The following is a 15,399-nucleotide window of genomic DNA, read 5'->3' as shown; positions in this document are numbered from 1 at the left end:
TTTCATTAAACACGCTAGCTGTGAGCAAACACCGTCACCAAATTAGCGAACCCTTACCATGACCATAATTAATAACACCCAATACCGTAAACCCTTACCGGGCTCAAATGTCGACTACTACGATACCCAAGAAGCCGTAGATGCAATTAAGCCAGGTGCATACGCCACGCTACCTTATTCATCACGTGTATTTGCCGAAAACCTAGTACGCCGATGCGACCCTGCCATGTTAACCGATGCACTTAATCAGCTAATTGAGCGCAAGCAAGATTTAGATTTCCCTTGGTATCCGGCGCGCGTAGTATGCCACGATATTTTAGGCCAAACGGCACTTGTTGATTTAGCAGGGCTTCGTGATGCAATTGCAGCTAAAGGCGGCGATCCGGCAAAAGTGAATCCTGTGGTACCCACGCAGTTAATAGTGGATCATTCACTAGCGGTAGAGCATGCTGGTTTTGATCCTGATGCATTTGAAAAAAACCGCGCCATTGAAGACAGACGAAATGACGACCGTTTTCACTTTATAAACTGGACTAAAACTGCCTTTAAAAATATTGATGTTATTCCACCGGGTAACGGCATTATGCATCAAATTAATCTTGAAAAAATGTCGCCGGTTATTCAAAATCGAGATGGCATTGCATTTCCAGATACTTTAGTTGGTACCGATAGCCACACACCACATGTTGATGCACTGGGCGTTATTGCCGTGGGCGTAGGTGGGCTTGAAGCTGAAAGTGTAATGCTTGGCCGTGCTTCTTATATTCGCTTACCCGATATTGTCGGTGTTGAGCTAACAGGCAAACGCCAACCTGGTATTACCGCAACCGATATTGTGCTCGCCATTACTGAATTTTTACGTGAGCAACGTGTTGTATCTACTTATTTAGAGTTTTACGGTGAAGGTGCTGATGCGCTTACTCTTGGTGACAGAGCAACCATTTCGAACATGACGCCTGAATTTGGCGCAACTGCAGCTATGTTTTATATCGATGATAAAACAATAGATTACTTGCGTTTAACTGGCCGCGAAGAAGAACAAATAGCCCTTGTAGAAAACTACGCAAAAACAGCGGGCCTTTGGAGCGATAGCTTAAAAACCGCAAAATATGAGCGTGTGCTTAAGTTTGATTTATCAAGCGTGGGGCGCAATATTGCGGGTCCATCGAATCCACACCGCCGTGTATCGACAAGCGATTTAGCTAAAGAAGGTATTTCGGGCATTGTTGAAAATGAAGAAGGCTTAATGCCAGACGGCGCATGTATTATTGCGGCTATTACTAGTTGTACCAATACCAGTAATCCACGCAATGTAATTGCCGCTGCACTCCTTGCCCGTAACGCAAATGCTAAGGGTTTAATGCGCAAACCTTGGGTTAAAACCTCATTAGCACCAGGCTCAAAAGCGGTGCAATCATACCTTGAAGATGCAAACCTACTAGCAGAGCTTGAGCTACTTGGCTTTGGCATTGTTGGTTTTGCGTGTACTACCTGTAATGGTATGAGCGGGGCGCTTGACCCTATTATTCAAAAAGAAGTAATCGATCGCGATTTATACACTACAGCGGTGCTTTCGGGCAATCGTAACTTTGATGGACGCATTCACCCTTATGCTAAGCAAGCATTTTTAGCGTCACCTCCTTTAGTTGTTGCGTACGCCATTGCAGGCACTATTCGCTTTGATATTGAAAAAGGAATACTAGGGCAAGATCAACAAGGCAACGATATTACGCTTAAAGATTTATGGCCGTCAGACGAAGAGATTGATGCAGTAATTAAGCAAAGCGTTAAGCCAGAGCAGTTTAGAAAAGTATACGAGCCAATGTTTAATTTAACCGTAGATTACGGTGAAGATAACGACCCACTTTACGACTGGCGCCCAGAAAGTACGTACATTCGTCGCCCTCCTTATTGGGAAGGTGCACTTGCGGGTGAGCGCACAATGACCGGTATGCGTGCGCTTGCAGTTCTTGGCGATAACATTACAACCGATCATTTATCGCCATCAAACGCAATTATGGCAAGTAGTGCTGCTGGTGAATACCTGACCAAAATGAACGTGCCAGAGGAAGACTACAACTCGTATGCAACGCACCGGGGCGATCATTTAACAGCGCAGCGCGCAACATTTGCAAACCCAAAACTACTTAATGAAATGGTACTGGACGAAAACGGCGAAGTTAAGCAAGGCTCTTACGCACGCTTAGAACCACAAGGCACTAATACCCGTATGTGGGAAGCAATCGAAGCCTACATGGAGCGTAAACAACCGCTTATTATTGTAGCTGGTGCCGATTACGGGCAAGGTTCGTCGCGCGATTGGGCAGCAAAAGGCGTAAGACTTGCAGGCGTTGAAGTAATAGCAGCTGAAGGTTTTGAGCGTATTCACCGTACTAACCTAATTGGTATGGGTGTTTTACCGCTTGAGTTTAAAGCAGGCACAACGCGTAAAACTCTAAAGCTGGATGGCAGTGAAACGTACGATGTAGCAGGCGATTTAAAACCAGGTGCCACCGTTAATTTAAGTATTACTCGTAAAGACGGTGAAGTACTCACTGTGCCTATGAAGTGCCGTATCGATACCCAAGAAGAGCTTTCTATTTACGCGGCTGGTGGTGTGTTACAACGCTTTGCACAAGACTTTTTAGAAGCAGCACAATCTGCATAAGGGCAAGCATTATGTTTAAACCGCAAATTAAAGTGCCTGCAACCTATATGCGTGGCGGCACCAGTAAAGGTGTGTTTTTTAATTTAACTGACTTGCCAAAGCCTGCTCAAGTAGCAGGCGAGGCGCGCGATAATTTATTACTGCGCGTTATTGGCAGCCCCGATCCGTATGCTAAGCAAACGGATGGCATGGGCGGTGCTACATCAAGTACCAGTAAAACCGTAATCTTAAGTAAAAGTGAGCAAACTGACCACGATGTTGATTACTTGTTTGGTCAAGTGGCGATAGATAAACCTTTTGTAGATTGGAGCGGTAACTGCGGCAACTTAACGTCAGCAGTGGGTGCTTTTGCCATTAGTAATGGTTTGGTCGATAAAAGCAGAGTACCTAATAACGGTGTTGCTATTGTGCGTGTGTGGCAGGCTAATATTAAAAAAAGCATATTAGTGCATGTCCCCATGACAAATGGCGAAGTACAAGAAACCGGCGACTTTGAGCTCGATGGCGTTACTTTTGCTGCAGCTGAAGTAAAACTTGAATTTATTGACCCAGCCGATGGCGATGGCGCGTTATTTCCAACAGGTAACGTAGTTGATGACTTAGAAGTACCCGGTGTTGGTACTTTAAAAGCAACAATGATAAATGCAGGTATTCCTACCATATTTATTAACGCCACTGATATTGGTTATACCGGCACAGAGCTGCAAGACGATATAAATAACGATGTTGCAGCGCTTAAAAAGCTTGAAACCATTCGTGCTTATGGCGCTGTTAAAATGGGCTTAATCACTAACATTAGTGAAGCGCAAGCTCGCCAACATACGCCTAAAGTTGCGTTTGTTGCATCGCCTTTAGATTATAAAGCGTCTAGCGGAAAGCTTATTGAAGCTGCAAATATTAACTTACTCGTACGCGCTATGTCGATGGGTAAACTGCACCATGCCATGATGGGGACAGCTGCTGTTGCTATTGGCACTGCTGCCGCGATTGAAGGCACACTCGTAAATATAGCCGCTGGTGGTGGTGCATTAAGTGAAGTTAACTTTGGTCATCCGTCGGGCACGTTAAAAGTAGGTGCTGAAGCTAAAAATACTGCAGGTAATTGGCAAGTTACTAAAGCAAGTATGAGCCGAAGTGCACGTGTACTAATGGAAGGGGTTGTAAGAGTTCCTCAGCAATAACTGACTAAATCACACCAAACTAAACATTTACTTTAGTTGAGTAAACAATTTATCTAAACGTTTGCTTAGCTAAAGTAGAATTAGTTAATCCTCGATATAAACAGTTCTTTTTCATTAATTCATCTAATTTCCCTCTTATTTAGCTTTCATCCATCGCATTTACTTGAAGTATATAATTAACAAACTAGATTATATGTAATATTCATTTAATAAAGTGGATATATTGTATCAATACGTGATGGTTCTTTATGAGTGTCTACAGGTTATTGAATAATTTAGATGCTGATAAAGAAGTAGCCCGTGAAATAAGATAAATACTTCTATAAAATGTATAAATATGTAGCATAACTATATAGCTTAATGGTATTTTTAATGTTCTGGTAACAAAGGTTATGATTGTGTTCCTGTTTTACGTTTTTAAACATAAAAGATTTACATAAACTACTATCTACTAAACTAATTTCAGATACCCATTCCAGGCTCTCAAGGAGAAATAAATGGTAAAGCGTACGATCAAATTTACACCTATTGCAGCTTCAGTTGCACTAACACTAGGCTTAACAGCATGTGGTTCGGACAATGACAGAAACATTCCTGTTACACCGGTAGAATCTTTTACTGCAGCAGGTGATGCACAGTTCAACATTGAAGTAACTGGTAAAGCAGTTAAAGGTTCAATGAAAAATGCAGTAGTAACTGTAATGACTTTAGATGCATCTGGTCAAAGCGTTCCTGTTGCGTTTCGCTCAGCTGCTTCAGCAGAAGCAGAGTCTTTTTCTGAAGAAGCACTATCACAAAGTGCTGCTGATGCTGCAGTAGAAGCAAGTAAAATTGCTGCTAACCCTGAAGTATTAACTGATGAAAGCGGCCGTTACAGCATCTACTTAGATGATGACTTTACTGGACCAGTTTACATTACTGTTAAAACGTCTGCAGAAGGCGATGATAGCTTTTTACGTTGTGATGCTTACGTAGGTTGTGGCGATTACGATGTAGCGCCAGAAGAAGATGACGTAAATGATGGCGATACTGCGATTGAGTTTGGCGAATGGTACAAAACTGACCTAGAGCTTTCAGTTGTTAAATTTGTTCCAGCTGTTGAAGCAGATACATCTGGAGTAAGTGGTTCTGCAGGCGATGCTAATGTAGAAGCTTCTTATAAAGCTAATGTTACTTTCTTAACATCGTTAGTGGCGGCTCTTCTTCTTGACTCAGGTTCAAGTGTAGATGAAGACGCAATTGCTAAAGCAAGCTTAGATACTGTTGTACAAGTAATGGGTCAAGACGCTGCACTTTTACTTTCAGCTATTATTGGTGATTTATCTAACGGCGGCGCTGTAGATTTAAGTGATGTTGATGGCGAAGAAGAACTTACTGACGGTATTTTAGCAATTGCACAGCTTTCATCTTCAATTCAAGGTTTACCTTCAATTGGTGATGTAATGAGCAGCATTAAAGCTGGTATTAAATCAGGCCAGTTTAAAGGTAATGCTGATGCTAGCATTGCAGCAATAGCGACAATGTTACAAACAGCTATTACAAATACTGCAAATGTTTTTGTTGCCATTGCTACTGGTACTGAAGATGACATTAAAACTGCATTAGAAGCCGCTTTCGCAGCAAAAATCCCAGCTCCTACTGCTGGTGAGATAGTTGCATTTGCTGCTAACTCAGCTGATGTTGCTAAAAAAGCAAAAGCTGCTAAAGATAAAGCTGTTAAAAATGGTGCAGCAACTGATGCGAGCCTTGCAGCCGCTGCAGTAAAAGTTAAAAAAGCACTAGAAGTAATTGGTTGTACTGGTGCAGAATGTACAGTTGGAGATGATTTTTATACAGCTCTAGCAGCTGCTTTAACAGTAGAAGTTACTGCTTCTCAAACTGCACTTACTGCATTAGAAATGAGCATTGAAACAGCTCAAAGCTCACTTGCAGATGTTCAAGCAATGGGTGGCGATGCTCTTACAGCTGATAACGCAGCTGCATTTGTAAGCGCTGTTACATTACTGAAAAATGAAGCTACTACGGCTGATTTAACAGCTAAAGCAGACTCTATTTTTGTTAAATCACAAGGCTATGTAACTGCTGCAAAAGCGTTAGTTACTCAAAGCTCTGATTACCAACAAGTTCTTGATTCTGCAACATCGTTGCAAACAGATGCATCTGTTGCTGTAACTGACACCGCTGCATACGACGCGGCACTAGCTGCACTAGTAGCTGAAGCTGAAGCAGCGATTACAGAGTTTGATGTGGCTCTTGCTGCTGCAAAACTAGTTGCTGAAGACACTGCAGACGTTGCTGATGAGAAAAAATCAGTAGCAGACACAGCTGAAGCGGCTTCTACTAGCGCACTTGCTAACGCAGAAAATGCAATGGTAGATACAGCTGCAAACGCAACAGAAGCTCTTGAGCTTGCAATGACTGCCGTTACTGCTGCGTCTGATTTTGCTGCTGCTGTTGATGCACTTGAAATTGCTATTGAGCAAGCACTTGTTGCTGCTAATGCCTACCTAGAACTTGAAGGCGAAGGCGCACAAGCAATGATTGATGCGCTTACAGCTATGCAAACAGCTGCTGTAGCTCAAGGTGAACTAGCTAGCGAGCAATTTGTAACAGCTTATAATCTACAGCTTGCTGCTGAAACTGCAGTTGCAAAACTTGAAGTACTAACTTCTGTTAAAGCTACATCAGAGTCATTATCGACTATGACTGTGCTTACAGGCACTGGTGCTGATGCAGTTGCTGATGCAGCAGACATTCTTGCAGACGTAATTGATGAATTAGCTGAAATGGGTAATAACTCAGGTACAGGCACATCAACTCGCAATGCAGATTGGGATTATACTTACAGCTTAGATGATCTTACGCTAATGCTTAGCAATGCTACTACAGGTGAGATGATTAATGCAGCGGCTTCTTATGAAGGCGACAAGCTTGTTGTTGCTTGGGGCGCTACATTAAAAGGTGAGAATGACGTATCTGTTGAGCTTGTTACTGCTGCTACACAAACACAAGCACTTACAGATTGTGTTGATTTTGCAGCCGGTACAATTGATGCTACTCAAATCGATTCATGTTTAGTATTTACTTTTGATGGCGCAGTAACTGCTGACAATGTAGATGATGCAGAAATCATAATGACTGAAACGGCTAACCATGTTGAAATCATGGATGGTGATTCTGGCTTCACTGGTATGTTAAGTATTACAGCTGATGATGCAACAGATTCAGGCTCTATTACATTAGAGGGTGTTTCTGGTGATGTAGACTTTAAAGTAATGACTACATACCTTGACAGCGACATGGAAGAAGCAAGTGCTTTAACTATTACAGTAAATAATGCAATGGGTTACACGTTGTCTATTACTGGTAATGAAAGTGCAGGTTACACTGGTGACGTTATGGCTATGTACAATGAGATGATGATGTCTTTTGGTACTGCAGCTAAAACAACAAACGGTCTTTCAATTACTTACATTGATGGTGACGTAGTTGATTACACTGATGTTGATTTAATTGATTCATCTAAGTAATATTTAAACTATAAAAGGGGAAAGCAGCGCTTTTCCCTTTTTTTATAGAAAGCGATTAAATTATGAAAAAAAAAATTCTCTTGTTAGGATTTTCAACAGCTTTTATTTCTCCTCTTGCTTCCGCAGATAACCAATTTCAAATTTTTACCCACTTTGACGCAGAAATTTATACAGAAGCACAACCAGTACAAGCCTTTGTAGATGATTTTGATGCTCCATTAAAATCGGGTGACAGTGCATTCACCTATAATATATTTGAAGTAGGTGTTGGCTACGGTAATTTTAAGGTAGGTTTACAAAGTCGTTACGACTATGTTCTTAACTTTGATCCTGATACAGCCAAATATACTCATACCGAAAAAAATGATCTAGAGTTTGAAGATAGATTTTATACATATTACCTTGATGCTAAACAAGCAACGTCTAACGGTGTATTTGTATCTTATGATTTTAAATTTTTAGATAAAAATGCATTAACAATAACACCTAAACTTTCTGTTTTTGCCAGCTCGCACTATCAAGATGCCACTGTAAATGGTGAAATTTATAGTGATGAAGTTGAAGGCGCTGTAACTGTCGATTACAACTTTTCAAAAGACATATTATTTAAAAAGTTTTCACCTTCACAAAAACCTGAAGGGCTTGGCTATAGCCTAGATATTTTTGCTGATTGGCAAGTAAATGATGAGCTTCAAGTTGGTTTTAGCGTAAAAGATTTACTCTATAAAACAGAGTACGAAGACAGCGGCTCTGTAAAAGGTCAAACTACTGAAATTCCATTTAGCGAAGATGACAACGGCGATATTATTACTCAGCCAACAGTTTCATTAAAAACATCTGCATTTGGAAATACGGTATCTCATGATTTAGAAATGGAAATGCGACTACAAGCATTTGCCGATTACAGAATAAACGACCGATTTTCGACTCAGTTAACTTTAAAACGTTACGACAAAGACACGTTCAGCCAATTAAAAGGCCGTATACACTTTTGGGATCATTGGAAAGTACAGGCAGGCTATGAGACAAAAAGTGAAGCATTTTTAGTTGGTATAGAAAACGAGTATTTTGGTCTTAATTTACAAACTGATAGCCTAGATTTAGATAAAGCCTATTATGCTAATGTGAATTGGTACGTGAACATTAAGTTTTAAGGAATGAAGATGTTAAAACAAATTATACCCTTAGGGGTAGCTATTGCATTGGTAGGTTGTGGTTCTTCATCAGACAGTGACAGTTCAGAATCTGTTGCAGTGAGTGAGATTGCTACATCTTCTTCTGTGAGTTTTTATGTATCTAATTGGCAATCACCACAGGGCACGCTTAATGTTTTAGATAGCGACGGGGTGGTGCAAGAATCAATTGAAGTCGAAAACATCAATACTGCGAGTGTAAGTGTAACTCCACTTACTTTTAATAGTTTTGAGTTTATACCGAGTGATACTGCTCTACCTTGTCCTCGCTTTACAGGTTGTGGCAGAACAGTTCGTGGTGATGTAAATGACTTAAACGCAAACCGTTTAATAGACTACCAAGAATTGACAGCCGTTACTCTTAATTACAAAGCAGATGCATTTAGTGCACCAGGTGTAAATACGGTTTATTTATCGCCATTGAGTAAAGCAATTACAGATGAAGGCTTTAGTGCTACGCAAGCTAGTTTATCAGCCACGCCTTTTTATCATTTAACGCACAGCAATTTAAATGCAAGTGTTGAAGCAGAAATGGTTACTAATGCATTTACTTACGCGGCAATTTTAGCTGGTGTTGCTGATAGTTCGTTTAGTGTTGAAAGTGCTTTTAATGCATTTACTAACTTAGAGACTGACCAGCAAGCATGGCAAGATTATAGCGATTTAGCAGCGCAGTATGTTACAGATAACTTATTTAGCGACCAAGGTAATGCTTTACTGCAAAATGTAGCTGGTCAAGTTAAGCAAACGATTGCAAGTGTAACTACATTTACAAATTGGCAGGCTCGCTCAACAGAAGTTCAAAGCTTAGATTCAAGAGAGTTACTTGTTGATACACGAAATATTATAGGTGCAGCAAGACTTCAAGAAAAAAGCTATTCAGATGAATTAGACGCAAAATTCGCTGAGCTTGAAAGTGCGTTTGATGAAGACACACAAAGAACACTTGATGCACTTACTAATGCTTTAAACGAAGTTATTACAAATTATTCACCACTAGCTGATGGCTCTACACCATCAGGACAATATAAACTTCGTGACTTAGATATTGATTACAGCCAATCACCTTATACTTGGGCTATAACTGGCACATATGATGATTTACCTATAACAATTGATTTATCAATTCCAACATTTAGAGTAAGTGGTGTATTAGGTAATAAAATTGAAGGTGTAATGAGCGCAACAGTCACAAATGGTGCTACGGTTTTAAGTGTAGATGTAAGTGAACTACTGATTCAATTTGACGGCATAGATGCACAAAGTGAATTAAACCCAGAAGCCGATACAGGTATTACACAGGTAACGACCAATGTAATTATCAATAAAGCAGCTGGTAAACTTGAAGGTGACTTGTCACTAAACTTAAATCGTTTTGTTAATTCATTAGGTGAAGAGTCTACGACGTTATCTACTTTTGATTTTAATGGCGATTACGTAAGTGACATTCAGAGCACTGCATTTCATATTACAGCAGTAGAGGCTTCGCCTTTTATTGGTGAAGATAATGACGATTTAGCATTTACTTTTGAATTAGATTTTCCGTTGAGTGGTGCAAGCGATTTTAAGTTTGCTTACGTGGGCGATGTTGAAAACTTATCAGAACTTACCTCTACAGATATATTTGTTAGTATAAAAAACCGTGCGCTAGATTTACGTATTCGTGATGTTAGTGGCAACATTAATCTAATAGCGAAAGGCGAAAATGGACGTTGGTTAGATGTAAAACAAAAGGGCCGTAATTACAGTGGCGGTTTATATTTTGGTGATACTAAAATAGCTGACGTTACAGCAGTACGTGGTATTCCTGGTGTTTTATTTCCAAATGGTGAGTTTGAATCGTTATTTTAATCATTAGTTAAGTGGTTTTAGAAATATTCAAAATCCGATATTAGTTTTCTAGTATCGGATTTTTAATGCTTGTTATATTAGTTAAATGCGCCTGAATCAAGGTAGCTGCCGATCCCGAGTGTAAACATCCATATCCCCCATAAACTGTGCTCAATAACGCACACGACGGTTGAGCGGCTTTGTGCGTAGGTATAAGCAAACAGTAAGCCACCTAAAAATGCTAAACCTACTGCAATCCAATTTGCATACACAATATGCGCCAGCGCAAATACAGTTGCACTAATTATTATACGCACGGCTTTTTTTGGCATAATTCGTTTATAACGATGAAAAAAGTAGGTTCTGAATATTAACTCCTGAGGAATAACCGACAGTATTGGGTAGAGCAACAACAGTAAAAGCCAATCATTAAACGAGTTGCGGGGTAGGGTAAACCAGTTACCTTGATGAATAATCCCGTAAAACATCCCCGAGAACAGCGCACCTAAAAAAAAGAAGCTAAACACACGCTTTTTAACTGCAGAAAATTGCCCAAGGCTTGTGAGTCTAAAACGCTTAAAATGAGGATCGCTAAGAAGCAACATACAACACACACTCATAAGTATAATAAGCGCAGGAATAAGCCAATTAGCTAAATGCTCGCGCAATCCAAAGCCCAATAAGGGTAGCAATACAAAAATGAGGGTAAATTCAAACCAGCGATATTGATTGGCGTTCAAGGTCGTCTCAACTTACTTTTTTAATAAGCTATCAAGCTAAGACGACACTTTTATGACGAGGGGGCTTACTTTACGGGTTCTTCTTCACTAGGGAGGTATTTGTACAAGGCAATAATGGTTACAAAAATACTCACAAAAGTAATACCCATTAAACCAAATACTTTAAAGTTAACCCAAAAGTCGAGTGAAAAATTATATGCAATATAAATGTTTAGTGCTGCGATGCCAGCAGTAATTACAACCCACATTAGGTTGAGCTTATTCCATAAAGGCTCAGGTACAACAATGGCTTGTTTTGTATCATTAGCATTTTCGAGTATTGAACTAAGCGCTTTTTTAACGAGATTTTTTTTAAGTGCATAACGGCTAATAAGTAACGTTAAACTTAAACCTGCGTATATCAGCGTTGCTTTCCATTTAATGTATTGCTCATCGTGAAGTACTAGCGTTAACGTACCAAACACGGCAGCAATGCCAAAAAATATCCACTGACGAGTAGGCACAGAGCCATGTTTAAAGTAGCTATAAGCAACTTGAATGAGCGTAGTTGCCATTAATAAACCGGTAGCCCAGTAAATATCGACTAGCTTAAAAACTGCAAAAAACAGTATGAGTGGGATGTATTCAATTAATGCGTGCATAGCTTACCTAAATTATACAAAAAAGAGTCAAAGGCTTTTTACCACATAAAGCTTAACAACTACAAGGTTGACTTGTTGCCCTGTAACCCTTAGCCTGCGTGGCTTTATTGCCAATTTGGTTTGGTATTTTTTATATCATCATATTCCCACGCTTAACCAACACTGATTTGGCGTGTATTTAGGAGCCTAAAATGAATAAAGCAGAACTCGTTGCTGCCATTGCACACAAAAGTGAATTAACAAAAAAAGATTCTCAAGCGGCGCTTTCAAGCTTGCAAAAAGTAATTACTAAATCGCTTTCTGAGGGCGATCAGGTTCAAATTAATGGCTTTGGTACGTTTGCATTGAGTTACTATCCAGCACGTACCGGTCGTAATCCGCAAACAGGCGCAGCAATTGAAATAGAAGGCGCTAATAAAGCGGTTTTTAAGCCTGCTAAAGCGTTAAAAGATCTACTTTAATTCTATTTAAGGTTTTAAACCCCGTATTGATAGATAAGTTACATGAGCGCGAAGTAAATTCGCACCTACGGGTATATGTTGTAGGTGAGGTTTTACACCTCGCGTTTGGTGGCTTTAAATTATATGAGCTGGAAATAAATTCGCACCTATGTAGATTATTCATAATCTCTAAATGATTTACATGGTATTATAAATCCCACTTACATTAAATCCTTTATTTTCAATTGCTTGCCATCGGCATGCATTATGCTGTTTAACTGTGTGTTTCGAACATATTTTTAAATAATACCAGTCCGCTTATATATGGGGTCTATTGAACGTTAAGAAAATTACGCTAGAACTAGGCAAAAATTTTTCGTATTTAGTTGTTCTAAATGAAAGGTTTTTAACGACGTTATAGTGCGATTTAATTCGTTAAATTGCTCAAAGATTTATGCAGGTTGGTATCAAATAAGGAGATCTCAATGAGTACATTACAAACAAGCACGCGTTTACAAGGCAAAAAAATTGCAATTTTAGCCACTGATGGGTTTGAGCAAAGTGAGCTTTTATCTCCACGCAGCGCATTACTTGATGCCGGTGCAAACATCGAAATAGTATCAATTAAAGAAGGCCAAATTACGGGCTGGGATGAAGACAAGTGGGGCGATAAAGTAACAGTAGATAAACTAGTTACAAACGCAGACCCTGCTGATTACGACGCGCTTATGCTTCCTGGTGGTTTATTTAACCCAGACAGTTTACGCCAAGATAAAGATGCTAAAGCTTTTATTGATGGCTTTTTTGGGGCAGAAAAAAATAAACCCGTTGCTGCAATTTGCCATGCTCCGTGGTTACTAGCTGAAATTAATAAATTGCGCGACCGTACCATTACCTCTTTTCCAAGTATTAAAAGCGATTTAATTAATGCAGGTGCCAATTGGGTTGACCAAGAAGTATGTGTAGATAAAGGCCTAGTAACAAGCCGTAGCCCAGCCGATTTAGAAGCATTTAATGCTAAATTTATTGAAGAGATTTTAGAGGGTAAACACCAAGCTCACTAATTTTTTTAAAACGTTTGGATATTGCTATAGCGTTTGATTTTTAAAAAACAAAAAAGGGCATTTTAAATGCCCTTTTTTAATGCATATAAAACACGCCTTAGTTAGCTTAAAGCGATGTCGCTGTTTTCATATCAGCTACAAATGCTTTTAGCTGAGCGGTCATTGTTGGTAAATCATTAAGGTTAGCTTCAATAATTTTAACCACAGCAGAGCCTGAAATAGCACCGGCTGCTCCTGCATTAAGAGCCGCTTTTACATCATCTGGCGTTGAAATACCAAACCCTAAAAGAGCAGGGGCTGCGTGGTATTCTTTTAATTTAGTAACAATGTTACCCGCTGGCATTTGTGCTTTAGTATCGGTACCGGTAACACCAGCGCGCGATAGTAAATACGTATAACCACGACCGTACGAAGCACACTGGCGAAGTGTGTCGTCATCTGCATTTGGTGTTGCAATAAAAATTGGGTCTACACCGTTATCCATTGCTGACTTTCTAAACATTTTAGATTCATGCAGAGGCACATCGGCCACTAAAATTGAGTCTACGCCTACTGCTTTTGCATCTTTATAAAATGCTTCAATACCACGTTTAAACACAAGGTTTGAATACAATAATAAGCCAATTGGAATATCAGCGTTATACTCACGTATTTCTTTAATAATATCAAAGCAATCTTGTGTGTTAATGTGCACATCGAGGGCGCGAATATTAGCTTTTTGAATTACTGGACCATCTGCAATTGGGTCAGAAAACGGAATACCAAGCTCAAGCGCATCTGCTCCGCCGTCAATTAGACTTTTAACAATCGCAATACTTTGCTCTTTACCTGGGTCGCCAATCGTTACAAATGGTACAAACGCACCTTGTTTTTGCTCGTTAAGCGCTGCAAACATTTTGCCGTAACGATCCGTTTTTACTTGGCTCATAGCTGACCTCTTTCAGTTAGTACATTGTGAACGTGTGCTAAATCTTTATCGCCACGACCACTTAAATTAATCACTATAACACTCTCCTCGGTTAGCTCCTCTGCGTACTTAAGGGCATAAGCTAATGCATGGCTTGATTCAAGTGCCGGAATAATCCCTTCATTTTTAGCAAGCGACTGGAACGCATCAAGCGCTTCTGTATCGGTAATACCCACGTATTGAGCGCGACCAGTTTCGTGTAAAAATGCATGCTGAGGACCAACAGCTGGGTAATCAAGACCCGCTGATACAGAGTAAGACTCTTCAATTTGGCCATCGTCATTTTGCATAATATACGTATAAGTACCGTGTAATATGCCTTTAGTGCCTTTACAAATTGTTGCACCGTGCTCATTTGTATCAAGACCTTTACCAGCAGGCTCAACACCAATTAATTTAACGCCTGGCTCGTCAATAAAGTCAGTAAACATACCAATTGCGTTTGAACCACCACCAACACAGGCAATAACAGCGTCAGGTAAACGACCTTCTGCTTTAAGTACTTGTTGCTTAGCTTCTTCACCAATAATTTTTTGATACTCGCGTACAATTGTTGGGAATGGGTGAGGACCCGCAGCTGTACCTAGTAGGTAATGTGCGTCTTGGTAATTTGCTGACCAGTCGCGCAGCGCTTCATTTACTGCATCTTTTAATGTGCCAGAACCCGCTGTTACCGGAATAACCTCTGCGCCCATTAACTTCATTCTAAATACGTTAGGTTGCTGACGTTCAACGTCTTTTGCGCCCATATAAATACGACATTTTAAACCCAGTAGTGCACATGCAAGCGCGGTTGCAACGCCGTGTTGACCAGCACCGGTTTCAGCAATGACTTGTTTTTTACCCATACGCTTAGTAAGTAACGCTTGGCCAAGTACTTGGTTCGTTTTGTGTGCGCCGCCGTGTAATAAGTCTTCACGCTTTAGATACAGTTTTACTTTTGGGTTTTTAACTAAATTGCGCGTTAAAGTAAGTGGGGTAGGGCGACCCGCATACTCGTTTAATAATTTACTTAGCTCTGCCTGAAACTCAGGATCTTTTTGTGCTTTGTTAAATTCATTTTCTAACTGCTTAAGCGCAGGGACAAGTAACTCGGGTACAAACATACCGCCAAACTCGCCAAAATAAGCTGGATTTTGCATTTT

Annotated in this window: 11 protein-coding genes; 7 read left to right on the top strand and 4 right to left on the bottom strand. The window is 40.1% G+C overall.

Annotated elements, in window-relative coordinates:
* The first annotated feature begins 58 nt into the window (after positions 1 to 58).
* From acnD to I6F48_RS15175, 5 genes are all read left to right on the top strand, one after another.
* Positions 59 to 2,668, top strand: coding sequence for a Fe/S-dependent 2-methylisocitrate dehydratase AcnD (gene acnD, locus I6F48_RS15195; RefSeq protein WP_197119751.1), 2,610 nt, complete (start codon positions 59 to 61; stop codon positions 2,666 to 2,668).
* An 11-nt stretch (positions 2,669 to 2,679) separates the two neighbouring features.
* The gene (gene prpF, locus I6F48_RS15190; RefSeq protein ID WP_197119750.1) at positions 2,680 to 3,849 is read left to right on the top strand and encodes a 2-methylaconitate cis-trans isomerase PrpF; all 1,170 of its coding nucleotides are present in this window, start codon (positions 2,680 to 2,682) and stop codon (positions 3,847 to 3,849) included.
* Positions 3,850 to 4,346: 497 nt separating this feature from the next.
* Positions 4,347 to 7,379 carry a hypothetical protein gene (locus I6F48_RS15185; RefSeq protein WP_197119749.1) on the top strand — a complete coding sequence of 1,011 codons (3,033 nt, stop codon included), beginning with the start codon at positions 4,347 to 4,349 and terminating at the stop codon, positions 7,377 to 7,379.
* Positions 7,380 to 7,441: 62 nt separating this feature from the next.
* Positions 7,442 to 8,533: a hypothetical protein gene (locus tag I6F48_RS15180; RefSeq protein WP_024607186.1), complete on the top strand. Its 1,092-nt coding sequence runs from the start codon at positions 7,442 to 7,444 to the stop codon at positions 8,531 to 8,533.
* A 9-nt stretch (positions 8,534 to 8,542) separates the two neighbouring features.
* Positions 8,543 to 10,423: a hypothetical protein gene (locus tag I6F48_RS15175; RefSeq protein ID WP_197119748.1), complete on the top strand. Its 1,881-nt coding sequence runs from the start codon at positions 8,543 to 8,545 to the stop codon at positions 10,421 to 10,423.
* Between the two features lie 77 nt (positions 10,424 to 10,500).
* Here I6F48_RS15175 and I6F48_RS15170 read toward each other — a convergent pair whose 3' ends face one another.
* Both I6F48_RS15170 and I6F48_RS15165 read right to left on the bottom strand, forming a co-directional pair.
* A complete protein-coding gene (locus I6F48_RS15170) occupies positions 10,501 to 11,142 on the bottom strand; it encodes a CPBP family intramembrane glutamic endopeptidase (RefSeq protein ID WP_197119747.1) in 642 nt (213 codons plus the stop codon).
* Between the two features lie 65 nt (positions 11,143 to 11,207).
* Positions 11,208 to 11,783, bottom strand: coding sequence for an inner membrane-spanning protein YciB (locus tag I6F48_RS15165; protein ID WP_197119746.1), 576 nt, complete (start codon positions 11,781 to 11,783; stop codon positions 11,208 to 11,210).
* A 191-nt stretch (positions 11,784 to 11,974) separates the two neighbouring features.
* Here I6F48_RS15165 and I6F48_RS15160 point away from each other — a divergent pair, with 191 nt between their 5' ends.
* On the top strand, positions 11,975 to 12,244 hold the full coding sequence (locus tag I6F48_RS15160) for an HU family DNA-binding protein (RefSeq protein WP_007375441.1): 270 nt from the start codon (positions 11,975 to 11,977) through the stop codon (positions 12,242 to 12,244).
* A 464-nt stretch (positions 12,245 to 12,708) separates the two neighbouring features.
* The gene (locus I6F48_RS15155) at positions 12,709 to 13,287 is read left to right on the top strand and encodes a type 1 glutamine amidotransferase domain-containing protein (protein WP_007582489.1); all 579 of its coding nucleotides are present in this window, start codon (positions 12,709 to 12,711) and stop codon (positions 13,285 to 13,287) included.
* Positions 13,288 to 13,393: 106 nt separating this feature from the next.
* On the opposite strand, the gene trpA is transcribed toward I6F48_RS15155, so the two are convergent.
* Together trpA and trpB are read right to left on the bottom strand one after the other, a co-directional pair.
* Positions 13,394 to 14,215 carry a tryptophan synthase subunit alpha gene (gene trpA, locus I6F48_RS15150; protein ID WP_197119745.1) on the bottom strand — a complete coding sequence of 274 codons (822 nt, stop codon included), beginning with the start codon at positions 14,213 to 14,215 and terminating at the stop codon, positions 13,394 to 13,396.
* The gene (gene trpB, locus I6F48_RS15145) at positions 14,212 to 15,396 is read right to left on the bottom strand and encodes a tryptophan synthase subunit beta (protein WP_010554212.1); all 1,185 of its coding nucleotides are present in this window, start codon (positions 15,394 to 15,396) and stop codon (positions 14,212 to 14,214) included. Before trpB ends, trpA begins: the two co-directional genes overlap by 4 nt.
* Positions 15,397 to 15,399: the final 3 nt, after the last annotated feature.

The sequence above is a fragment of the Pseudoalteromonas sp. SWYJ118 genome (assembly GCF_015864505.1).
GTDB classification, from domain to species: Bacteria; Pseudomonadota; Gammaproteobacteria; order Enterobacterales; family Alteromonadaceae; genus Pseudoalteromonas; species Pseudoalteromonas arctica.
Note: the sequence above shows the minus strand (reverse complement) of the source record. Positions and strands in the feature narration are given on the sequence as shown.